This window comes from Streptomyces sp. NPDC002680 (genome assembly GCF_042889145.1).
In the GTDB taxonomy this organism is placed as follows: Bacteria; Actinomycetota; Actinomycetes; order Streptomycetales; family Streptomycetaceae; genus Streptomyces; species Streptomyces adonidis.
Map to the genome: position 1 here is coordinate 159616 of NZ_JBIAQP010000001.1, position 20045 is coordinate 179660.

At 71.8% G+C, this 20045-nt stretch carries 19 protein-coding genes; 3 read left to right on the forward strand and 16 right to left on the reverse strand.

Features of this window, described 5'->3' with window-relative positions; translation table 11 throughout:
• Positions 1–6: 6 nt before the first annotated feature.
• The 14 genes from ACFYXF_RS00715 to ACFYXF_RS00780 are packed head-to-tail and all read right to left on the reverse strand — an operon-like array spanning position 7 to position 15293.
• Positions 7–2010 carry a phage tail protein gene (locus tag ACFYXF_RS00715; RefSeq protein WP_389346601.1) on the reverse strand — a complete coding sequence of 668 codons (2004 nt, stop codon included), beginning with the start codon at positions 2008–2010 and terminating at the stop codon, positions 7–9.
• On the reverse strand, positions 2007–4055 hold the full coding sequence (locus ACFYXF_RS00720; protein ID WP_389346603.1) for a putative baseplate assembly protein: 2049 nt from the start codon (positions 4053–4055) through the stop codon (positions 2007–2009). Before ACFYXF_RS00720 ends, ACFYXF_RS00715 begins: the two co-directional genes overlap by 4 nt.
• On the reverse strand, positions 4052–5992 hold the full coding sequence (locus ACFYXF_RS00725; RefSeq protein ID WP_389346605.1) for a baseplate J/gp47 family protein: 1941 nt from the start codon (positions 5990–5992) through the stop codon (positions 4052–4054). Before ACFYXF_RS00725 ends, ACFYXF_RS00720 begins: the two co-directional genes overlap by 4 nt.
• Positions 5989–6411, reverse strand: a complete 423-nt coding sequence (locus tag ACFYXF_RS00730) for a GPW/gp25 family protein (protein WP_389346607.1) — start codon at positions 6409–6411, stop codon at positions 5989–5991. The genes ACFYXF_RS00725 and ACFYXF_RS00730 overlap by 4 nt, the downstream gene beginning before the upstream one ends.
• On the reverse strand, positions 6408–7109 hold the full coding sequence (locus ACFYXF_RS00735; RefSeq protein WP_389346609.1) for a phage baseplate assembly protein V: 702 nt from the start codon (positions 7107–7109) through the stop codon (positions 6408–6410). The genes ACFYXF_RS00730 and ACFYXF_RS00735 overlap by 4 nt, the downstream gene beginning before the upstream one ends.
• Positions 7106–8287, reverse strand: coding sequence for a phage late control D family protein (locus tag ACFYXF_RS00740; RefSeq protein WP_389346611.1), 1182 nt, complete (start codon positions 8285–8287; stop codon positions 7106–7108). The genes ACFYXF_RS00735 and ACFYXF_RS00740 overlap by 4 nt, the downstream gene beginning before the upstream one ends.
• Before the next feature lie 10 nt (positions 8288–8297).
• The gene (locus ACFYXF_RS00745; RefSeq protein ID WP_389346613.1) at positions 8298–8969 is read right to left on the reverse strand and encodes a LysM peptidoglycan-binding domain-containing protein; all 672 of its coding nucleotides are present in this window, start codon (positions 8967–8969) and stop codon (positions 8298–8300) included.
• Complete coding sequence (locus tag ACFYXF_RS00750) at positions 8966–9160, reverse strand: putative phage tail protein (protein WP_369035229.1); 195 nt, start codon at positions 9158–9160, stop codon at positions 8966–8968. Before ACFYXF_RS00750 ends, ACFYXF_RS00745 begins: the two co-directional genes overlap by 4 nt.
• Positions 9157–9675 (reverse strand): phage tail protein, encoded by a 519-nt coding sequence (locus ACFYXF_RS00755; RefSeq protein WP_389346615.1) that lies wholly within the window; start codon positions 9673–9675, stop codon positions 9157–9159. Before ACFYXF_RS00755 ends, ACFYXF_RS00750 begins: the two co-directional genes overlap by 4 nt.
• Positions 9672–11171, reverse strand: a complete 1500-nt coding sequence (locus ACFYXF_RS00760) for a phage tail sheath family protein (protein WP_389346617.1) — start codon at positions 11169–11171, stop codon at positions 9672–9674. The genes ACFYXF_RS00755 and ACFYXF_RS00760 overlap by 4 nt, the downstream gene beginning before the upstream one ends.
• A gap of 1 nt (position 11172) precedes the next feature.
• Entirely contained in the window at positions 11173–11628 is a 456-nt protein-coding gene (locus ACFYXF_RS00765) for a phage tail protein (protein WP_389346619.1), read from the reverse strand.
• A gap of 59 nt (positions 11629–11687) precedes the next feature.
• Positions 11688–13952, reverse strand: coding sequence for a phage tail sheath family protein (locus tag ACFYXF_RS00770; RefSeq protein WP_389346621.1), 2265 nt, complete (start codon positions 13950–13952; stop codon positions 11688–11690).
• 13 nt (positions 13953–13965) lie between these two features.
• The gene (locus tag ACFYXF_RS00775) at positions 13966–14712 is read right to left on the reverse strand and encodes a carboxypeptidase-like regulatory domain-containing protein (RefSeq protein ID WP_389346623.1); all 747 of its coding nucleotides are present in this window, start codon (positions 14710–14712) and stop codon (positions 13966–13968) included.
• Positions 14709–15293, reverse strand: coding sequence for a DUF4255 domain-containing protein (locus ACFYXF_RS00780; protein WP_389346625.1), 585 nt, complete (start codon positions 15291–15293; stop codon positions 14709–14711). Before ACFYXF_RS00780 ends, ACFYXF_RS00775 begins: the two co-directional genes overlap by 4 nt.
• Positions 15294–15500: 207 nt before the next feature.
• Between ACFYXF_RS00780 and ACFYXF_RS00785 the strand changes: the two genes are divergently transcribed.
• The gene (locus ACFYXF_RS00785) at positions 15501–15698 is read left to right on the forward strand and encodes a hypothetical protein (protein WP_389346627.1); all 198 of its coding nucleotides are present in this window, start codon (positions 15501–15503) and stop codon (positions 15696–15698) included.
• Positions 15699–15778: 80 nt separating this feature from the next.
• Positions 15779–16615 carry a BTAD domain-containing putative transcriptional regulator gene (locus tag ACFYXF_RS00790; RefSeq protein ID WP_389346629.1) on the forward strand — a complete coding sequence of 279 codons (837 nt, stop codon included), beginning with the start codon at positions 15779–15781 and terminating at the stop codon, positions 16613–16615.
• Between the two features lie 77 nt (positions 16616–16692).
• On the opposite strand, the gene ACFYXF_RS00795 is transcribed toward ACFYXF_RS00790, so the two are convergent.
• Positions 16693–17658 carry a GNAT family N-acetyltransferase gene (locus ACFYXF_RS00795; RefSeq protein ID WP_389346631.1) on the reverse strand — a complete coding sequence of 322 codons (966 nt, stop codon included), beginning with the start codon at positions 17656–17658 and terminating at the stop codon, positions 16693–16695.
• A 199-nt stretch (positions 17659–17857) separates the two neighbouring features.
• Between ACFYXF_RS00795 and ACFYXF_RS00800 the strand changes: the two genes are divergently transcribed.
• Positions 17858–19570, forward strand: coding sequence for a SulP family inorganic anion transporter (locus ACFYXF_RS00800; protein ID WP_389346633.1), 1713 nt, complete (start codon positions 17858–17860; stop codon positions 19568–19570).
• Here the strand turns inward: ACFYXF_RS00800 and ACFYXF_RS00805 are convergent.
• Positions 19564–20016 carry a hypothetical protein gene (locus tag ACFYXF_RS00805; protein ID WP_389348435.1) on the reverse strand — a complete coding sequence of 151 codons (453 nt, stop codon included), beginning with the start codon at positions 20014–20016 and terminating at the stop codon, positions 19564–19566. The two genes, ACFYXF_RS00800 and ACFYXF_RS00805, sit on opposite strands and share 7 nt — an antisense overlap.
• Positions 20017–20045 lie beyond the last annotated feature (29 nt).

The following is a 20045-nucleotide window of genomic DNA, read 5'->3' on the forward strand; positions in this document are numbered from 1 at the left end:
GTCCTTTCACCACACTCGCGTATGCACACCGACGGCGGAGACGACTCCCACACCCACCCCTCGGCGCAACCCTCTCGGTCCTGGTCCGATCACCCCGTCGCGGCCCAGCCGCAACGGGCGTTCGCCGCCCAGTACGGGCGGCGGAAGCGGTACGAACGCCGTGTCCACGCCGACCGTGGACCGGGAGCCGACCACGAAGCCCGCGCCACCCGTCCGTACCGAGCCCACCGTGTGCGCCGGTGCCTGCCGCTCCACGAGCCGCCGCAGCGCCTGCTCGTCCGCCGGTGCGGCGGGAAGGAGCACCCGGAACCGGTGCGCGTGCGCGGTGAGCGGGTCGGTGTCCGGCGCCGCGAACGCCCGCAGGGGCACCGCTCCCAGCGCCGAGCCGCCGACCCGGAACCGGCTCGAAGACCGGCTGAACAGCCGCACGGCACCGACACCCAACCCCCGTGATCCCTGGGGCTCTTGGGACTCCTGGGACTTCTCGGAGTCCTGGGGGCCGACCGCTTCGCGCAGCCACGCCCACCTACGGTCCGTCGCCAGCTCGTCGATGACCGGGCTCACCCCGAACACGATCCGTACCGCCTCCCGCAGCGCCCACGGCGTGCCCCGGCGCCGGTACAGCTCCGGAGCCGCCGCAAGCAGTGCGCGCCGGGTCCCGGAGTCCCAGCCCGCCTCGAAGGACAGGCCCAGCAGTCCGGCCAGCCACGGCAGGACCCGGTCCGGGACGCCGGCCGGGTCGAGGAGCGCCGGGTACCGTTCGATCACGCGGTCGAGGTCGGCGAGCGAGGCGTCGAACAGCGACAGGAAGCGCTCGGTGAAGTCGTCGGCCGCAGGGTCCATGCGGTAGGCGGGCGGCAGGAGTTCGGCGCTGGTGGACCGGGGGAAGTCCAGGCGGATCCGGCGTACGACCGGGGTCGCGCCGCCGTCGCCCGACAGCCGCAGTCGCAACCGCAGGTAGCGGCCGGGCGGCTGGTCCACGAGGAAGTCGGTGACGCCGGGGGGCGAGAGCTGCCAGTCGGTCTCGTCGTAGCGGCCGTCCTCTGAGACCACGATCTCGACCGAGACCGCAGTGCCGGCCGGCACGTCGGCGTCCACGCGCACGCGGTGCCAGCGGCAGCGTGAGATGCCGCTGTCGATCAGGCCGGTGAGGAGGAATCCGTCGGTCGCGTACGGCGTCGTCGCCGTCGGCGGGGTCTGTCTCGGCCCGCCCTGCCAGGTGTGGCAGGTGGTCACGGCGCCGTCCGGGCCGTCGTCCCGCAGACAGAACCCGTCCTCGTCCGCCGAGATCAGCGCGGACGGCGGGAGGGCCGCGGCGAGTTCGTCGAGAGTGACGACGCGGAAAGCGCCCTGTCCGTCTCCTCGGTAGATCGTCAGCCGACCGTCGTCGTCGGTGAGCAGCCAGACCGTCCGGCCCTCCCCGGTGCGCAGCCCGACGACCTCTCCCTGCGCGCCGGTGCGCAGCAGCCCGCGGAAGGCCCCCGTCGAGTCGAACCGGCGCAGGTCGGTGTCGCCCGCGCAGGCCACGAGGAGCTCGTCCCCGGGTGCGAGCGCGGCCCACCGGGGCTCGTCGGCCCTGATCACACCGGCGAGTTGCTCTCCCTCACGGCGCCACACCAGGACCCGGTCCCCGTCCACCACGGCCAGCCGGTGTCCCCGCGCGGCGACGGACACGGGCTCGCGCAGGAGGCCGGGGTCGCACGGGGGCGGCCATACGGCGGTCCAGGCGCCCGTGCAGGCGTCGCGGCGCAGCAGCCCCGGACCGTCCGGGACGAGCAGGTACCAGGAGCACGGGTCGCACCCGGGAGCGAGGCGGGGGTCGGGGAACCACGGCAGGAGTTGTTCCCTGGTGGGGCCGTCCGGCGCGGGGCCGCTGTGGGCCAGCCGGATTCCGGCCGGGTCGTCGAACCCGACGATGTTCTCCCGCCCCGGCTCGCCGCCGGTGGGCTCCTCCCAGCCGACGTGGGCGTCGAGGAGGCGGAAGGTGGCGGGGTGCTGGGTGCACGTCATGTCCGGTCTCCTACCGGGATCAGCAGCGGGCGCTCCGGCCAGACGAGGGTGTGGGGCGGGATGGCGTGGTCGGCGCAGGCCGGCTGCCGTATGCCGTCGACGACGAGCGAGAGCCGGGTGACGGCCAGGACGCCGTCGGCCGCGAGGAGTCGCCGGAGCAGCGCAGTGTGCCGGAGTGCGCCGCCGAACGGCCAGCCCGCGCCGTTCTCGCCGCCGGTGAGCGGATCGAGGTAGGTGCGCACGGCGTCGCCGGCCCCGGTCAGGACGGTGGCCCGGTCGAGGTCCGGGTCGAGCGTGACCCACGCCTCCACGGCGACCCTCCGGTACGACGCGGGGGCGGCGACCACCGTGACCCCGGCGGGGGCGACCTCGCGGGTCAGGAACTCGGTGACGGCCCGCAGGGTGGCGGCGGTGGGGACAGGCGGGTCGCCGGTGTCGTCGGCGGGCGGTACGACGAGGACTCCCACGACGCCGGGGATCGGCGCTCCGGGGAACCCGGGGTGCAGTCCTGCTACGCCCTGGGCGCGGGCCACCGACGCGCCGGGCGCTCGCACGGCGAGGAGGCCGTAGTCGGCCGGTGCCACGGCCCGGCCCCGGGCGCGCAGTTGGCCGACGCCCCGGCGCATGGCGTCCGCGTCGGGCTCGGCGTCGGTTCCTCCGGTGGCCGGGAAGGGGTTGTTGACGCCGTTGACGAACGGCAGCGCGGTCACCACCGAGTTGACGGCACCGGCGCGCACGGCACCGGCGCTGCCGCCGCCGACCCGGTAGCGCACGGCCCGTACATTGCGGAAGCCGGGCGGAACGGCCGTACCGTTGACGCCGTCTCCGAAGGTCACCTCGCCGGTGGCGTGGTCCACGGTGAACACCGGGTCGTCGGCGCCGTACGCGGCAAGGCTCTCCACCTCCCGCCAGCGGGAGGAGGTTCTGGACGTGGAGCCGGTCGTGGTGCCGAACACGTCGCCGCCGGTGTCGTCGTCGACCTCGATGACCACGGACCCGGCGAGGATGGGCGTCTGACTCAGCGTCATCCGCCGCAGGCCGCTCACCCCCGGGGTCTGGACCGGCTGCAGCGGCTCGTCCCTGATCGTGCGGGCGGCGGTGGCCGCGACCGTGTTCAGCCGCAGTCCGGTGAGCACGGGCGCCGGGCCGCTGAAGGCGCCGTGCGCGATCTGGAGCCGTAGCCAGCGCAGTCGGGGCCGTGGCCGGGAGCCGGGCGGGCTGCCCGGTTCCCACGAGCGCGGGACCCTGAGTTCGACGGTCCCGTCGGCGTTCAGCCCGCCCGTGGAGTCACGTACGAGTTCGGCGGGCACGAGCCGGGTGCCGTCGAGGACGTCCCAGCGCAGCAGGGGCGCGGCGGGCAGCGGAAGGGGTGCCGTGCCGCCGGAGTCCGCGGGGGCGGGCGCGGCGGCGGCGACCACGAAGCCCAGTGAGAGACGCGGGTAGGGGACGGCCGTTCCCGCGAGGCCGATCCACAGGCCGTTGCCGGGTTCCGGGTCGCGGCCGAACGGCGCGAACGGGCGGCCGGGGCCGGCCGGTCCGAGCGGCAGGTCCTCCAGCGTCCCCGCCTCCTGGACGGCGAGTGCGGCGAGGGTGGCCGGGGTGGCGTACAGGTCCTGGTCCGTCTCGTAGACGACCTGGCCCGCGGGTGTGGAGGCCGCGCTCTGGAAGCCCGCGGGGACGAGTACGGAGGCGCCGTCCGGCGGGTTCACGGTGAACTCCAGGAGCGCTGCCGCCGCACTCGCGGGCCGCCGGCGCACTCCCGCCGTGGCCAGGTGCTCGGCGAGTACCTTCTCCGGCAGCCGGTTGACGCGGGAGAGCACGGGTTCGGCCAGGGTCCCGAAGAGGCGTACGAGCGCGACTCCGGCGTCCTGGCGGTCGGGGTCGGTCCAGTCGGGGGTGTAGCCGGCGATCCGGCCGCGCACGTCGGTGCGTACGGCCTCGCGGGTCGCCTCGACCAACTCCGGCTGGACTCCGGACGGTCCGGCACCGGGGACGACGTCGCCCTCGGTCCGCGTGTCCTTCTCCCACCACACGTCGCCGGTCATGCCAGCCCCTCCCCCGGTTCGACAGCGGGCACGATCCGGGTGCGGACCGACCGCAGTACGGGCAGTTCACCGGCGCGCAGTGGCACCTCGTTGCAGTCCTCCGCCGGTTCGGCCCCGTCGAGGCCGATCGCCACACCGGCGACGTCCGCGAGGTCCCCCAGGGCCCGTTGGGCGGTACGCAGTACGGCGGACGGGCGCAGCGCCTCCCCGAACGGCCAGCCGTCCTGCTCCTCGCCACCGACGAGCGGGTCGAGGAAGCGCCGCAGCGCGGACGTGACCACGGCGGACACCCGGGCGCGGTCGGCCGGGCCGCCCGACAGGTCGACACGCAGGCTCACATCGCGGTAGCGGGGCCCGCGCACGAAGACCTCGGAGGTGAGCAGCCGGGCCTCGTCGAGGCGGGCGGCGACCGCGCGCAGCATGCCCGGGTCGGGCCGTGGCGCGGCGACGAAGTCCTCACGGTCGAGGTCGGTCCGCTGCGCCGACGGGACGATGTGGACGGTCACCGCGCCGGGCACCCGGTCGCACGCGAATCCGGCGTGCTCGCCGAGGGACGCGTAGGCGCGGGCCACGGCGACTCCCGGGGTCGTACGGGCGAGGGTGACGAAGTCGTCCGCGGTGACCGCCCGGGTCACCTCGCCGAGGGACGCGCCCGCGCGCTGCCGTGCGGCGGTGACCGTCTCGGGGTCCTGGCCGCCCTCGGCCCGTACGAGGTTGGCGGCGACGACCGTGCCGACGTCCGCCGGGGTGTCCGGGGTCGCGATCCAGTTGTCGGTCAGCCCGCCGTTTCCTTCCCGGCCGCCGCCGAGCACGTAGTCGACGACGACGTCCGGGTCCGGCTTGGGGATGCGCCCGGTGAGTCCGTCGCCGAAGACCACCGCGCCCTCGGTCCGGTCGACCAGGTGGACCCGGTCGGTCGGCGCGCCGAAGGTGAAGTCCGGCACCGGCGACCACTTCTCGCCCGCCAGGCGTACGGCCGCTTCGAGGAGCCGACCGGCGGCGTCCGGCAGCACTAGGTGCTGGCCGGGGAGTTTGAGCCACGCCTCGATCTGCTCCGCCAGGTCGGCGCCCCGCGTCGTGAACCGTCGGCGGTGGCGGGCGACGGAGACGTTGACGGCGAGCCGGCGGAGGCGGGGCGGTGCCGCGTAGGTCGCGGCCTCGGTCGACACCAGCACACCGGTGTCCTGGGTGGTCCAGCCGGCGGGCGGGTGCAGCCGGACGACTCCGGACCGCCTGAGCCCGGCCGTACCGTCCTCGACCTTCTCGAACGGACCCGAGAGGTCGGACTCCGGCCGGAACCAGGACCAGGTCAGCTCGGCGGGGGGCGGTACGTCGGCGACCGCGGTGGGCAGCCAGGACGCGGCGGGGGCGTCCAGTTCGAAGAGGAGGCTGATCGGGCCGGGGGTGGGGTGCTCTCCGGTGAGCGGCAGGGTGAACCGGGCCTGCGCCGGCGCGCCGTAGCCCGCGAGGAGTGCGACGCCCCGGCCGGCCCGCAGATCCGCCGTGCGGTCGCGGTCGGTCCAGACGGTGATCCCGTCGTTCTCGGCGAGCGGGAGGACGGTGACGTCGTCGTCGAGGGTGAAGACGACGCGCCCCAACTGGTCCCGGGTCAGCGCCGTTCCGGCGGGGACGAGCGGAACGGCCGTACCCGGCTGCTGGGCGGAGAGCCGCAGCACGGTGGCCGCGGGACGCGCGGGGCGCGGCGGGTCGAGGCCGAGCAGCCGCAGGATGGCGACGACCAGGGCGTCCGGCACCTGGTCGAGCCAGTACAGCCGCTGTTCGAGGAGGTAGGCGAAGAGTTCGAGGAGGGTGACGCCCGGGTCGACGGGGGCGTGCAGCGTCCAGGCGCCGTCCGACTCGGCGGGGATGCGGCGGCGGACGGCCGCCATCATGTCGGCCCAGGTGAGGTCGTCCAGGCGGGGCGCGGGCACGGTCATGGCGTACTCCCCGCCGGACCGGTGAGACCGCTGAGTCCGACGTAGAACGGGAACACCAGGTTGGCCTTGGTGTTGCTGCGCCGGACGCGGTAGACGACCGAGACGGTGACCCGTGACTCGTCGGCCGGGTCGGCCTCCGCGCGGACCTCGTCGAGTTCCACCCTGGGCTCGTGGGTGCGGACTGCCTCGGCGATCGAGTTCTCCAGGTCGCGCAGGTTCTGCACACTGCCGGGAGCGAACACCAACTCCGGTGCGCGGGTGCCGAGTTCGGGCTGCATCACGCGCTCACCGCGGCCGGTGAGCAGCAGCGCCCGCAGACAGTGCTCGATGCTCTCCTCGCCGACGGCGTAGCCGAGCCGCCCGGCCTCGTCGGGCAGGATCGGGAACCGCCAGCCCGTACCGAGGAACTCCTCGCTCATGCCGTCCTCGCCCTCTTGGCCAGTACGGCGGCCGTGAGCGGTACGAGGGGCGGGCTGGTCGGGCCGGCGGAGGACGGGTGGGTGTGCGTGTTGAACGCCTGGAGCAGCGCGTTGCCGAGAACGAGCGGCTCGGTGGCGCCGGCGCCGAGTTCGATGGAGGAGGAGTCGACGGTCACCTTCGGCGCCTTGATGGTGATCTCCCCCTGCGCGGACACGGTCACGCTGCCGCCCTCGGCGGCGGTGATCCGGATCGCCTTGCCCTGGTCGTCGAGTTCCACCACGTGTCCGGCGGCCGAGGTGATGCGTACGGCGGCCTGGGAGGCGTTGTCGTCGAAAAGGACCTGGTGGCCGTGCTTCGTCCGGATGATCTTCTGGTCGCGTCCTTCGGTGCGGGCGGTCGGCGGCTTGTCCTGGCCGTTGTAGAGACCGCCCAGGACGACGGGGAACCGCATGTCCCCGTGGACGAAGGCGACGAGCACCTCATCGTCCTTCTCGGGGACGAACACGGAGCCGTAGCCGTTGCCCGCGTACAGCTGGCTCACCCGGCACCAGTCGGTGACCGTGGTCCCGTCGAACCACGGGAACGTCAGCTTGACCCGGCCCTCGTCGTCGCCGTCGACCTCCGCGACGAGCGCTTCGACGACGCCGTAGAACCGTTTGTCGGTGCTGCGGGCCCGTGGCGCGGTCCTGGTCGTCACTTGTCCCCCTGGTGGATCCGCCGGCCGGTGAACTGGGTGAAGAAACCGCTGGTGTTGAGGGTGTGCTCGACCCGTTTGACGAAGTAGGTGCCGGAGAAGCGGCGCCCGAGGCCGTAGATCTCCAGGTTGTCGCCGGGCCGCAGTTCGGGCAGGCCCGCCACCTTGCCGGTCGCGGTGATGAACTCGTAGGCGCGCTCGCGCAGCAGGCTGATCGCCAGTTCGCGGGCCTCCTGGTCGCTGGTGACCGGTGCGTCGACCATGACCTCCTGGCGGCCCTGCGCCGCGGACTCGGCGGCCTGCGGCCCGCTCTGGCCGTCGGCCTTGTTCTGTCCGGCCGGGAGGTTCTCGGCGGTCGCGGTGAACGCGATCGGCTGCTTGGTACGGGGATCCCAGCCGCGCACGGTGACCTTGCTGACCTGCTGGGAGACCGTCAGCGTGGGGGTGAACTCCATCAGGTTGGGGATCAGTCCCACGGGCTGGTCGGTGGGGCCGGTGGACAGCCCGGGAGCGTAGGCCAGGCGGTACACCCGGATGGGGCGGCCGTCCCGGCCGTCGGTGGGTTTGATGAAGTACAGCGTGTCCTCGCCGGTGGCCGGGTCCGGCAGCAGGAAGCAGTCGAAGTCGAGGCGCTTGGCGCGTTCCAGCAGGAAGCTCGCGTCGTCCTGGTTCTTCTGCACCACCCGGTCGTGGACCGGGCCCTCCTCGGTGACCACGATCCGCAGGTGGTTGCGCCGGGCGATCTGCTGGGCGATCTCCCAGTCCCGCTTGTTGAGGTAGATCTTGGTCTCGTTCTCGGTGGGCTTGCGGTCCTTCAGCCGCAGCAGCCCGTCGACCCCGCTGACCGAGACGGTCGGTGACGAGCCGTCGGTGAACTTCGGACTGAGGGTGGAGATGGTCCCGGTGGCGACGGTGAGCAGCTGGTCGGCGTAGCCGAGGCGGACCGAGACCCGGCAACCTAGCTGGAAACTCGGCGAGTCGCTGTGCTTGAACCTCAGGTTGGCGTCGTCCCAGTTGTTCAGGGTGAGGTCGAAGCCGGACATCTCGTCGATGTCCCGGTTCACCTTGATGTCGATGATGTCGTTCTTGGTGGACGGGTCCATCTCCAGTCCCTCGATGCGCACCTCGAACTCGGGCGCGTACCGGTCGGGAGAGGCGACCTCGGGCGTGGGAGAGCTCATCGCGCGCTCCTCACGGCAGCCGGGGCACGGTCAGCACCCGGCCCGGTCGCAGGTCCCGTGGATCGTCGATCCCGTTGGCGCGCGCCAGTTCGCGCCAGGCGTCGGGCCGCCGGTACACGGCGGTGGAGATGGAGCTGAGGGTGTCGCCGCGGCGCACCACGTAGCTCTTCTCGACGGTGGGCGAGGAGCGTGGTACGGCGGCGACCTGCACGGCGGCCGTGCGGTACTCCTTGAGGGAGAGGTCCAGCATGGCCCGCAGCGGCACCCCGTCCGGCCGGAACAGCTGGTAGTTGACGTCCAGCTTCTCGACGACGCCGGTGAAGACCTCCTCGTCCCAGACGAACCGGACGATGGGCGGCGCGTGTTCGCGGCTGTCGGGGCGCAGCAGGCCGCGCAGGGCGTCGACGTACGCGGTCCGTACGTTCTCCAGGGTGTCGGAGGTGTCGACGAGCGCCTGGACGGTGAGGGTCTCCGTGCCGCCACGTATGTACTGGAGGGGCGGTGTCTCCAGGCCGGGGATGGTGATCTCGGCGAAGGTGTTGCTCTTGCTGAGCTTGTAGTCGGTGGGGTTGAACCGCAGCGGGATGCGCCGCTGCCGCTCGTCGGCGATCACCGGTCGGACGATCTCCAGGCGGGCCTGGGCGGCGCCCTGGCGGGCGAAGGAGACGGGCGTCACGCTCACAGCGGGCCCTCCCCGTCGCCGAAGCTGCGTTCGGCCTCGGTGTGCTTGGCGCGGGCGCACGCGTCCTCGTACAACTTCGCCCAGGCCTGGATGTGCTTGTTGAACAGCCGGGTGAACACGGCGCCGTCGTCGCCCTCCACCTGGAACCGGACTTCGAGGTTGTGAATGGTCACCTTCGGCACGCCGGTCACCTCCCTTGGCTCTGTCGCGGCAGCGCGTTCGCCGCGGTGTCCTGCAGGACTTTGGTCAGCCCCTCGTGGGCGATCTCCAGTGACTCGATGGCGATCGCGTTCTGTTCGGCGTGCAGGTCGGGTCCGATCCACTTGGCGGCGAGTCCGCCGTGGAAGGCCCAGGCCGCGCCGGGCGTCCCGTCCGGGGCGAGCAGGATGACCGCGCCGTCGCGGCGGGCGCCGAGGGAGTCGGCGAGTCCGGCCTGGTACCAGGCCCACAGTCCGGGGTCGCGCACCACTCCTCGTTTGAGGGTGATCCGGTTCCACGAGTGGCGCAGCGGCAGTTGGTGGACGGAGTCGTTGCGGCCGCCCTCCGGGTAGCTCGTCACCTCCAGCTGGGCGCCGAGCCCGGCGACCTCCTGGAACGCTCCGGAGGCGACCAGGGGCAGCAACAGCGCCTGCGCGGACGGCAGATACGCGTCGCCGGGGTCGAGCGTCACCAGGAATCGGTACTTCGGCAGTGGGTCCTGGTTCATGCCTCGATCACCTCCAGACCGCGGTCCTGGCCGAGTACAAGACGCAGCCGGAGGAACTCCATGGGTACGGCGGCGGCGACCTCGATCTCGCAGACCAGCTGTCCCGGGTCCTGCTCCGGCGGGTTGTTGGTGTCGTCGCACACCACCCGGAACGCCTGCTCGGGCCGCGTTCCGGTGAGCGCTCCCGCCCGGAAGGCGGACAGCAGCACCGAGGTGATCGCACGGACGAGGGTCAGCCGTAGTTCGGGCGAGTTGACGTCGAACACCAGGGGGCCCGCCACCCGCCGGATCGCGCGCACCAGCAGGTGCAGCAGTCTGCGATGCGCGATGTAGCGGGTGCGGGGATCGGCGGACAGGGTGCGTCCGCCCCACACCATCAGTCCCCGGCCCCGGGTGCACCGGATCAGGTCGACGCCCGCGTCGAAGAGGCGGACCTGCTGGGGTTCGGGAAGTTCGGCGGCGAGGTCGACGGCCTCCAGGATCACGGCGTTCGCGGGGGTGTGGTGCGCGCCGCGCTCGGCGTCGAGCCGGGCGATCACGCCCAGGACGTGTCCGGACGCCGGGACGGTGCGCAGAGCGGGTCCGTCGGGGGTCCGCAGCAGCGGGTGGTAGACGGCCGCGCAGCTCAGGAGCTGGCTGTCGCCGGCCCCGGTCAGGGACTGCACCCACTCCACCGTGGCGTCGACGGAGGACAGTTGGGGCGGGACGTCGAGGACGACCAGGCGGTCGAGGAGTGGGGACACGGCCCCCAGCAGCTCCAGCACCATGTCGGTGTGCACGGTCCCGGACAGGTCCGTGCCCAGGTCGGGCAGTGCCACCAGGGCCGGTTCCGGGAGTTCGGACTGCACGGTCACGGCGTCCGAGTACTCCTGCCGCGTCGGCGGGGTGTCGGTGCCGCCCGCGAGCGTCAGGGGCCAGGACATCGAGATCGGGCCGGGAGTGCCGGGGGCGGGGGCGGGTCCGTCGGGGACCAGCCGGATGTAGCGGGACCCGGTGAGCCGGTCGGCCACGTCGGCAGGCGGCAGCCCGGGGAAGGTCTCGGGCGCCTCGCCGGGCACGGTGACCCGCACACTCACCGTAGGTGGTCCGGCGACGGTACTGACCTGGTAGCGGATGTCGACGCGCACGGTGTTGGCCCAGGCGCCCGGGCTGGTCGCGTCCACCCGGTAGCGCGTGGCCGCGAATCCGGCGATGTCCCCGACCTCCCACAGGGCGTGCGCGGTGGCGGCCGGCCCGGACACGCGGAGCACCCAGGCCGTACGGCCGCCGTTCTCGAAGAAGCCGCGCAATGCGTACGGCGTGGCGAAGGCGCCCTCCGGCGGTGGCGGCCCGAAGACGCCCACGACGTCGTTCCAGCTCTCCACCCGTACCGGGGTGCCGACCGGACCGCGGCGGAACCGGCCGAGGAACGCGGCCACGTCCGTGCGCAGCGGCTCCGGTTCCGGGCCGCGTGGCACGAACGTCAGGGATACGCCGGGAAGCGCTTCGCTCGTCATGTCAGACGTCGATCTCCAGCTTCTCGACCGCCAGGACGAGCGTCTCCATGGCGATCTCGTTCTTGGTCGCGCTGAGCGTCGGGCCGGTGTACTTGGTCGGCCAGCCCCGGTCGAAGTTCCAGCGCATCGCTTCCTGACGGTTCTCGTCGAGCAGCACGATCGAGCCGGAGGCGCGGCGAACCTTGCCGTTGAGGGCCTCGGTCACCCAGTTCCAGAAGCCGACGTGGCCGGTGACGCCACGCTTGAAGGTGAGGTTGGTGAACTTCTTCAGTCCCGGGATCTTGCGGACGGTGATGTCCTCGCTGCCGTTGCGGTACTCGATCGGCGGGATCTCCAGCTCCAGACCGCTCATCTCGGTGAAGGACCCGCTCACCGCGACGCCGTCGTCGCTGACGTTGGTCACGATGATCTGGAAGTTGTATGACGCGTAGGGATCTTCCCTGGTCACGGGTGGCATGGTGGCCGCTCCTCAGTCGGGTGCTCGGGCTCGGTCGGGGCTCTGGCTCGGTCGGGTGCTCAGGCGAGCTGGGTCTCGCGGGTCTTCTGCTGGATCCGGAAGATCACGAACTCCGCCGGGAAGACCGGCGCGACCCCGATGACACAGATGAGCCGGCCGTTGGCCAGGTCGTCCTCGGTCATGGTGGTGCGGTCGCAGGCGACGAAGAACGCCTCGTCGGCGGTGGTTCCGGCGAGCGCGCCACTGCGCCAGACCGTGGTGAGGAAGTTGGTAACCGTCTGCCGGACCAGGGCCCACAGCGACTCGTCGTTGGGTTCGAAGACCACCCACTGGGTGCCCTCGTCGATCGACTCCTCCAGGAAGAGGAAGAGCCGCCGGACGTTGATGTACTTCCACGAGCTGTCCGAGGACAGCGTGCGCGCGCCCCACACCCGGTGGCCCAGGCCGGGGAAGAACCGCAGTGCGTTGATGCCCTTGGGGTTCAGCAGGTCCTGATGGCGTTTGGTGATGTCCTGGGCGATGCCGTCGGTCTGCCGGATGCCGCGGATGACCACGTTGGCCGGTGCCTTGTGCACACCCCGCTCCACGTCGACCCGGGCGTAGATCCCGGCCATGTGGCCGGACGGCGGTACCTCGACGTCACGGTCGGTGGAGGGGTCGCGGGTGACGAGCCACGGGTAGTAGAGCGCCGCGTACTTGGTGTCGAAGGACTCGCGGAACGTCTGGATGCCCTCGATGTCGAGGCCGTCGCGCGGGTCGAGGATCGCGAACCGGTCCCTGAGCAGCTCGCAGTGGGTGACGAGGGCCGATTCGACGGTGCCGGACCACATGCCGGGCACCGCGCAGACGGCCACCTCGTCGATGTCCTCCAGGGCGACGATTCCGGTACGTCGTCCGCTGCCGCCGTCGGTACCGACGAAGTCGGCCGGGCTGAGGCTGCCGTACGCGTCGTCGCCGTCGGCCAGCGTCAGCCAGGAACCCGTCGCGGGCACCGGGAACTTCGTGGGGTCGGTGGACAGTCCGGGCAGCGCCGTGGCCCGTACGAGCTGCGAGCGGCCCTGTAGGGCGGTCGTCAGGTTGGCCGGGTTGTCGCCGGTGAGCCGGAGGTTGGGGAACGTCTCGGTGACCGCGGCCCCCGCCGTGTCCGTGAACCGGGTGGTGACCTCGGCCTCGACGAGATGGATCCGGTCGGTCTCGAAGAGCGTCCCGGGCACGTTCCGGTCGAGGGTGACGAGATCCTCGGCGACCGTCTGGACGGTCAGGGCGGTCAGGGCTGTGCCGTCGTCGGCCTGGACCACCGCACCCTCGTACAGCCTGCTCGCGCCGCCGATCCGCAGCGTCGGTCCGGCGGCGGTATTGCCCCGGCGCACGCGGCGCACCGTGAGTCCGGTGTCCCACGCCGCGTGGGTCGTGCCCGCCGGGAGGGTCAACGTCACCTTGCCGTCGGCCGGTTGGCTCACCTGGACCTTGAAGCGGCGTGGGCCGATCAGCACCCACACGTCGGCGGGCAGGTCGTCGGGGTCGAGCCCGTTCGCCGCGGCCACCTCGACGGAGTCGCTGTCCGCGTCCGCGTCCGCGACCAGGCGCGTGATGAACAGGGCGCCCTCCTGCGGATCGGGCAGCACCGGCAGCGCAGCGCCGACCATCGGCTGGACCCGGACCTGGACGCCGCCGCCCCACGCACCCGGGCTCACCGCGGACAGCCGCAGCGTCTGTTCGGCGCCGCGCTGACCGACCTGGACGTAGTCCCCGCGGGCCGACCTGACCTCGGCGGGCAGCGCCGTCTCCAACCGGATCCGGCGGGCGGACATGTCGTAGCCGGCGACCACGGCGGTGTGGATCGTCTGCTGGTCGTCGCCGCGGAGGATGTCGATCTGCTGGCCGACCCCGGTGAAGCCGATCAGGTGCCCGAGCTGGAGGCTGGTCGCGCCACGCGCGGCGTCGGAGGCGATGGGGCTCACCAGGCCGTTGGCCAGTTCCCCGGAGGCGGGTTTCGCGTCGGCGCTGGCGACCCGCTTGACGTAGAGCCGCTGGCCGCCGTTGTCGAAGAAGCCCTTGACCGCCAGCGGGAACAGCCACCAACGGCCGCCTTCGGTCGGGTCGTTGGCCCAGCGGTCCCGTACGCCCGCGTCCGGCTCGGACAGGAAGCCGCCGAAGACGGTCTGGAACTCCAGGAAGTTCGTGACCAGTTTGGGCTTGCCGGTGTACGGGCCACGAGCGGTCACCCCGACCATGCCGGCCGTGCTCGTGCTCACCCCCGCGATCGGCCGTGGCCCCGCATCGATCTCCTCGATGTAGACCCCGGGGCTCAGATACTCGGCCATGGATGTGGCTCCTTCACTGCTCACGAATCTCGATGACGTGTCGGCGCTCGGCTTCCTGGGGCAGGCGCACGGTCAGCGACCCGGCCCGGCCCGGCCGTTCGGTGGCCTCAACGAGGAAGGTCTCCTCGGTGGTGTTCTCGGTGGCCTTCTCGCCCTCCCAGCGCAGGGCGAGCCGGAAGGCGCCCGTGGCGTCGGAGAGGGTGCGTTCGTGCCACGGCGTCAGGTCCTGGCCGGTCCGGCCCCCGGCCTCGACGAGGGCGTTCGCGACGGGGGCCCGGGTGGCCGCGTCGAGCACGACGCCGCGGACCGTGCGCACACCCGGCGGATAGGGAAAGGCGGTCCCCGGCAGCAGCCGGACCAGCCTCGGGGAGGCCTCCACCGCGGGCGGGTTGGTGTTGTCGTACGGGTACACCAGGAACTCGACACCGACGAGAGCGGCCGAGAACGGCTCGCCGTCGGCCGGATACAGCGGCTGGTAGCCGGCGGCCTCGAAGCGGACCCGGTGGCGCTCCGGCCGGGCCGCCCACGGCTCGGCCCGTCGGCCGAGGCCGGGGAAGGCGAGGTGGCCGCTGGGAGTGCGCACGGCCCTGTCGTCCAGCGGCAGCCAGCCGCCCTGGCCGTCGGACCCGCCCTCGTCGTCGAACCGTTCGAGGCGGGCCTCCACACCCGCGGAGCGCACGCGGCGGGCGTGGTCGTCGAACGGCACCAGCCAGACGGGGCTGTAGAGCGCCGACCGGGCCAGGGGCAGGAAGGCGCTCATGGCGTCGCCGTCCCCGCGATGATCCGACTGCGCACCGGGCGCACCGCCGTCTCGACGGCCGAGTCCAGGTTGACCACACGGATCTCGTAGTTCAGCGAGAGCCGGTACGGCTTCTGGATCGCGTACCAGACCCAGGACTTCTGATCGAGGGTCAGGGGCGTCAGCGTCGTGTGCAGCGAGTCCGTGCTGCCCGCCAGGCTGCCGGCCAACTGGGTGCCGTCCAGGATCGCGTCGTCGTAGAACGTCTGCAGGGCGCGCCCGAGCATCCGGTGCTGGGTCGCCTGGTCGCCGCCCCAGGGGGTGATCAGATACCGCAGCAGCAGGGCCATCGGCGGTTTGCGGGAGGTCAGCGGGTCGGGCGGCTGGGAGCGCACCGGGGGCCGGTTGCGCGAGGTGGGGTCCTCGGCGATCTCGTAGAGGAACACCGTGAGTTTGGGGGGCGGCGTCTGCACGGTCTCGGAGAGGTCGTTCAGTTCCGCGATCGGTGGTGGCATGTCGCGCTGGCCCAACCCGCGCAGGGACTGCGTCAGCGTGCTCACGATGACGGACGAGACATCGGCGATCACACCGAAGTCACCCATGCGAAGCCCCTTCCCGGCACGCTCCGACGACGTATACCGACGCCGTCCACCGAGAGGATGCAGAGGCCCCCGTGATCCGCCCGCGACTCACCCGTCACACCGACGTCACCGATGCATCCCTGAAACCGTCCTCGCCGCTCGCGATGACGTCATCGAACACGGAACGACAACGCCCGGGTGACAGCGGTGAGGGACACTCGGTCTCTCATGGAGACCCCCTCATCACGGTCCGGCGTCCTGATCCTCCGGGTATGGGTGGAGAACGGCAGGGAGGACGGCTTCCGCGCACGCATCATCCAGACCGTCGACGGACAGCAGGAGCCGCCCACCGCGGTGAGCAAGACCGCCGATGTCCTCACAGCGGTGCGGACTTGGCTCGATGAGCTTCTGGAACGCGAAGGGTGACGTTGTCGCGACGCTCCGGTGATTCCCTTGTGACGCCGTCACGTCGATAGTCGACCCTGCAGTCATAACTTGCTCGTAACATGGCCTCGGGAATCCCATCAGCCACACCGAAGATCACCGAAGCCGAGATCGGTACGGGGGCGTCGATGAACGGACAAACACAACCCATCTCACTGAGGTTACTCAAGGGCTTTGCACTGGCTATAGATCAAACTCGCATTCCGGTCTGCTCCAGCACTCAACGACTCCTCGCCTTTCTCGCTTTGCAGGACATGCCGCGATCCCGCACCTACGTGGCCGGAATCCTCTGGCCGGATGTCACGGCATCACGCGCCAACGCGAACCTGAGGTCGTCCCTGTGGCGGGCGACACGCGCCGGTCACCCGATCATCGACGTGTCCGCGCACGACCTGGCCATCGCCAAGGACGTCACCGTCGACCTGCACGAGGCAGTTGGACACGCGCATCGACTGCTCGACAACTCACGCTCGTGCGACGACATCCTGACCATGCGGACACTGGCATGCCTGTCGTCGGATTTGCTGCCGGAATGGCCGGAAAACGACTGGATGCTGATCGAGCAGGAGCAATATCATCAGCTCCGGCTTTATGCCCTGGAAGCGATGACCGAGCGACTTACGGAAGCGCGACGCCATGGTGAAGCCGTCGCCGCCGGACTTACCGCCGTGCGTACCGAACCCCTGCGGGAAAGCGCTCATCGCGTACTGATGAAAGCGCATTTGGCGGCCGGCAACAGGGGTGCGGCAGTGCGCCAATTCGAGCAGTGCCGTCGCGTCCTGCGGGAGGAATTGGGCCTGGAGCCCTCCCCGTCGCTGAGGGCCCTCCTGCCGCCCCACACCGAGCGCAACGGGCGGTCTCGACAGGTGCCGGCGCTTCAGCGAACTGCTCGAACGTGAGATCACCGAACGCGTGAAGACGGAGGCGGCGAGCCACCCCTGGACTACCGGCAGCGCTCCCGAGCCGATCGATGACGTTACAGCCGCCGTACGTACCCGATCCAGGTGTGCCGGGTGCGGAAGCCGCACCGCTCGTACAGGCCCAGGGCGCCGGTGGCGTTGGCGGTGTCGACGCTCAGGCCGGCGCTGGCACAGCCCTGTTCCCGAGCGGCCCGCAGACAGGTGGTGAGCAGCGCGGTGGCCACGCCGGTGCCGCGCCAGGCCGGCCGGGTGCCGAGCCGGCCGATCCAGCATTCTCGTATACCGGTCATCGCGGTCTCGGCGTCGTACTCGTGGCCGAGGAGGTAGCCGACGACCTCGTCCCCGTCCAGTGCCAGGAACGACACGTCGGACCGGAACGACCGTGCGCCGGTGCTCTCATGACTCCACCGCTCCGGGGTGCTCGGGGTGTGGCCCCAGTAGTCGACGAACGCCTCGTTGTGCGCCAGCCGGGTCGCCTCGTCGTACGCCTCGGTGAAGGGGACGACACGAACCCCGCCCGCCGGGACCGTCACCGGGTCCGGGTCGCCGTCCAGCGGTCGGCGCATGTCGAAGTACCAGCGCCGCGCCTCGAACCCGGCTTCCTGGAACAGGTCGCGTTTGGCGGTGTTCGGTGCGTGGAGCGGGATGTGCGCCTCGCCCGGCAGGTCCGGGAAGCGCTCACGATGGTGCTGCGTCGCCCTGGTCACCAGCCAGTTCACCAGCTCGGTGCCCATGCCCCGGCCGCGCGCGTCGGGTCGCACCGCCCCCTCGACGTACACCCGGTGCACATCGGTCGCGTCGGGCATCGCCATCGCCTTGGCATAGCCGAGCAGCTCACCGCCGGACCACACGCCCACCGAGTCGTGGGCCAGCTCCACGAGCGGGTTGGCCAGTTCCTCGGCGAGGTCCTCGGCGTCGTAGTGCTCGTCGGTGCCGTCGGCCGCCTCCACCGCGGCGAACAGCCCGGCCAGGGCCGGGGCGTCGTCGAGTGCGAGGGGCCGCCAGGTCGGCGTCGTAGGCATGGACGGCACGATAGGTGTCGCCGATTGCCGCGCGCATCTCGTTTTCGCGGCGTGCCGTGGGGGCCCCGCAGCTGAACGGCCCTGTCCTGAGGGCCTGTTGGTCCGCGAAGGCGGGCCCGTGCGCAACTCCGAGCGGCCCGGTCCCTCGCGGTCGCCCGTCCATGCGTGGATCATGAGGTCACTCGGCAGAAGGAGGCCCATGTCCCACAGCTCGGGCAGACCCGTTCCGGTGTGGCGCCGGCTGACGCCGGGGCTCGGCGTGCTTCTCGGCTACCGGCGCGCCTGGCTGCGCGGCGACCTGCTGGCCGGGGTGACGGTGGCCGCGTATCTCGTGCCGCAGGTGATGGCGTACGCGGGTGTGGCCGGTCTGCCGCCGGTCGCCGGGCTGTGGGCGATCCTGCCCGCGCTCGTGCTGTACGCGGTGCTCGGTTCCTCGCGTCTGCTGTCGGTCGGGCCCGAGTCCACGACCGCGCTGATGACGGCGACCGTGGTCGGCCCGCTGGCCGCGGGAGACCCGGACCGGTACGCCGTACTGGCCGCCACCCTCGCGGTCACGGTCGGGCTGCTGTGTGTCGTGGCGTGGGCGGTGCGGCTCGGCTTCGTCGCGGACCTGCTCTCCCGGCCGGTGCTGGTGGGCTATCTGGCCGGCGTGGCACTGATCATGATCGTGGACCAGCTGCCCAAGCTCACCGGGGTCAGCACCACGGGCTCCGCGTTCTTCCCCCAACTGTGGTCCTTCGTACGGCATCTGTCGCAGATCCATCTACCCACGCTGCTGTTCGGCGTCCTCCTGCTCGCCTTCGTCCTCGCCGTGGCCCGGTTCTTCCCCACCGTCCCCGGTCCTCTGCTGGCCGTGGTCCTGGCCACTACGGCCGTGGCCGTTCTCGACCTCGACGACCGCCACGGGATCAAGGTGATCGGCGACGTCCCGGCCGGTCTGCCCGGCCTCGCGGCCCCGGACCTGACGGAGCTGCCGCACCTGGTACTGCCCGCCGTCGGCGTGCTCCTGGTCGCCTACACGGACTTCATCCTCACCGCGCGGGCCTTCACCGACCGTACCGACGACGGCCCCGGGCTCGACGCCAACCAGGAGCTGCTCGCCCTGGGCGCGGCCAACCTCGGTGCCGGGGCGGTACAGGGTTTCCCGGTCAGCAGCAGCGCCAGCCGCACCGCGCTCGCCTCCTCGGCCGGCGCCCGCTCCCCCGCGTACTCACTGGTCGCCGCCGCGGCGGTCCTCGCCGTCCTCCTCTTCCTCAGCCCCCTGCTGACCCGCACACCCTCGGTGGTGCTGGGCGCGCTCGTCGTCTACGCGGCCCTCCGCATGATCGACCTGGCGGGCTTCCGGCGGCTGGCGTCCTTCCGCCGCCGGGAGTTGCTGCTCGCCCTCGGCTGCCTGGCGGGCGTACTGGCCCTGGACATCCTGTACGGGGTGCTGGTCGCCGTCGGTCTGTCCGTGGCCGAGCTGCTGACGCGGGTCGCGCGCCCGCACGACGCGGTCGAGGGGGTCGTCCCGGGGGTGGCCGGTATGCACGACGTGGACGACTATCCGCAGGCCCGTACGATCCCGGGTCTGCTGGTCTACCGCTACGACTCGCCCCTCTTCTTCGCCAACGCGGAGAACTTCCGCCGCCGGGCGATGGCCGCCGTCGACGAACAGGACGACCCGGTCCGTTGGTTCGTCCTCAACGCCGAGGCCAATGTGGAGGTCGACATCACCGCCCTGGACGCCGTCGACGAGTTGCGCCAGGAACTGACCCGCCGGGGCATCGTCTTCGCCCTGGCCCGAGTCAAGCAGGATCTGCGGGACGACCTGGACGCATACGGCCTGACGGAGTCCGTCGGCACCGGCCTGATCTTCCCCACCCTGCCGACCGCCGTGGCCGCGTACCGGAAGTGGGAGCGCGCTCAGTAGCGCCACGCCCTTCCCTTCCATGAGGACGGGGGTCGTGTCATGGGAAGCGCACGGTGACGGTGAGGCCGCCCTGTTGGCCCGGTTCGGCCGTCGCCCTGGTTCCGTGGGCCTCCGCGATGGAACGCACGATGTACGGGATCGCCGAGGACAGTCAGCGGCCGGTCCGCCGTCACCTCCACGTCCGCTTGCTCTTCCTTGGTCTGCGGGGCGAGTTCGGCTGTCACGAGCATCGGCGCGGCCGACAGATGCTGCTCGCCCGCAGCGACCGTGGCCTGGAGGAGACCGAGACCGTGAATCAGCCGCTCGGCCTCGCGGTTGGTTTCGAGCAGGTCCTCGCGTACCTCGGCGAGGCCCTCGGGGAGACGGTGGAGTTCGTCGTCCGGGCCGGTGAGCGCCAGCCTCTGGCGCAGGTTCTGCTCGCTGATGCGACGGGTGGCCTCCGTCATCGCGGCGACCGGCCTGAGCGCCCGCCCGG

Excerpts from the sequence above, each read along its gene's own strand:
- ACFYXF_RS00715 (WP_389346601.1), bottom strand. The coding sequence starts at position 2,010 with ATGACGTGCACCCAGCACCCCGCCACCTTCCGCCTCCTCGACGCCCAC.
- ACFYXF_RS00720 (WP_389346603.1), bottom strand. The coding sequence starts at position 4,055 with ATGACCGGCGACGTGTGGTGGGAGAAGGACACGCGGACCGAGGGCGAC.
- ACFYXF_RS00725 (WP_389346605.1), bottom strand. The coding sequence starts at position 5,992 with ATGACCGTGCCCGCGCCCCGCCTGGACGACCTCACCTGGGCCGACATG.
- ACFYXF_RS00730 (WP_389346607.1), bottom strand. The coding sequence starts at position 6,411 with ATGAGCGAGGAGTTCCTCGGTACGGGCTGGCGGTTCCCGATCCTGCCC.
- ACFYXF_RS00740 (WP_389346611.1), bottom strand. The coding sequence starts at position 8,287 with ATGAGCTCTCCCACGCCCGAGGTCGCCTCTCCCGACCGGTACGCGCCC.
- ACFYXF_RS00755 (WP_389346615.1), bottom strand. The coding sequence starts at position 9,675 with ATGAACCAGGACCCACTGCCGAAGTACCGATTCCTGGTGACGCTCGAC.
- ACFYXF_RS00760 (WP_389346617.1), bottom strand. The coding sequence starts at position 11,171 with ATGACGAGCGAAGCGCTTCCCGGCGTATCCCTGACGTTCGTGCCACGC.
- ACFYXF_RS00765 (WP_389346619.1), bottom strand. The coding sequence starts at position 11,628 with ATGCCACCCGTGACCAGGGAAGATCCCTACGCGTCATACAACTTCCAG.
- ACFYXF_RS00770 (WP_389346621.1), bottom strand. The coding sequence starts at position 13,952 with ATGGCCGAGTATCTGAGCCCCGGGGTCTACATCGAGGAGATCGATGCG.
- ACFYXF_RS00775 (WP_389346623.1), bottom strand. The coding sequence starts at position 14,712 with ATGAGCGCCTTCCTGCCCCTGGCCCGGTCGGCGCTCTACAGCCCCGTC.
- ACFYXF_RS00780 (WP_389346625.1), bottom strand. The coding sequence starts at position 15,293 with ATGGGTGACTTCGGTGTGATCGCCGATGTCTCGTCCGTCATCGTGAGC.
- ACFYXF_RS00785 (WP_389346627.1), top strand. The coding sequence starts at position 15,501 with ATGGAGACCCCCTCATCACGGTCCGGCGTCCTGATCCTCCGGGTATGG.
- ACFYXF_RS00790 (WP_389346629.1), top strand. The coding sequence starts at position 15,779 with ATGGCCTCGGGAATCCCATCAGCCACACCGAAGATCACCGAAGCCGAG.
- ACFYXF_RS00795 (WP_389346631.1), bottom strand. The coding sequence starts at position 17,658 with ATGCCTACGACGCCGACCTGGCGGCCCCTCGCACTCGACGACGCCCCG.
- ACFYXF_RS00800 (WP_389346633.1), top strand. The coding sequence starts at position 17,858 with ATGTCCCACAGCTCGGGCAGACCCGTTCCGGTGTGGCGCCGGCTGACG.
- ACFYXF_RS00805 (WP_389348435.1), bottom strand. The coding sequence starts at position 20,016 with ATGACGGAGGCCACCCGTCGCATCAGCGAGCAGAACCTGCGCCAGAGG.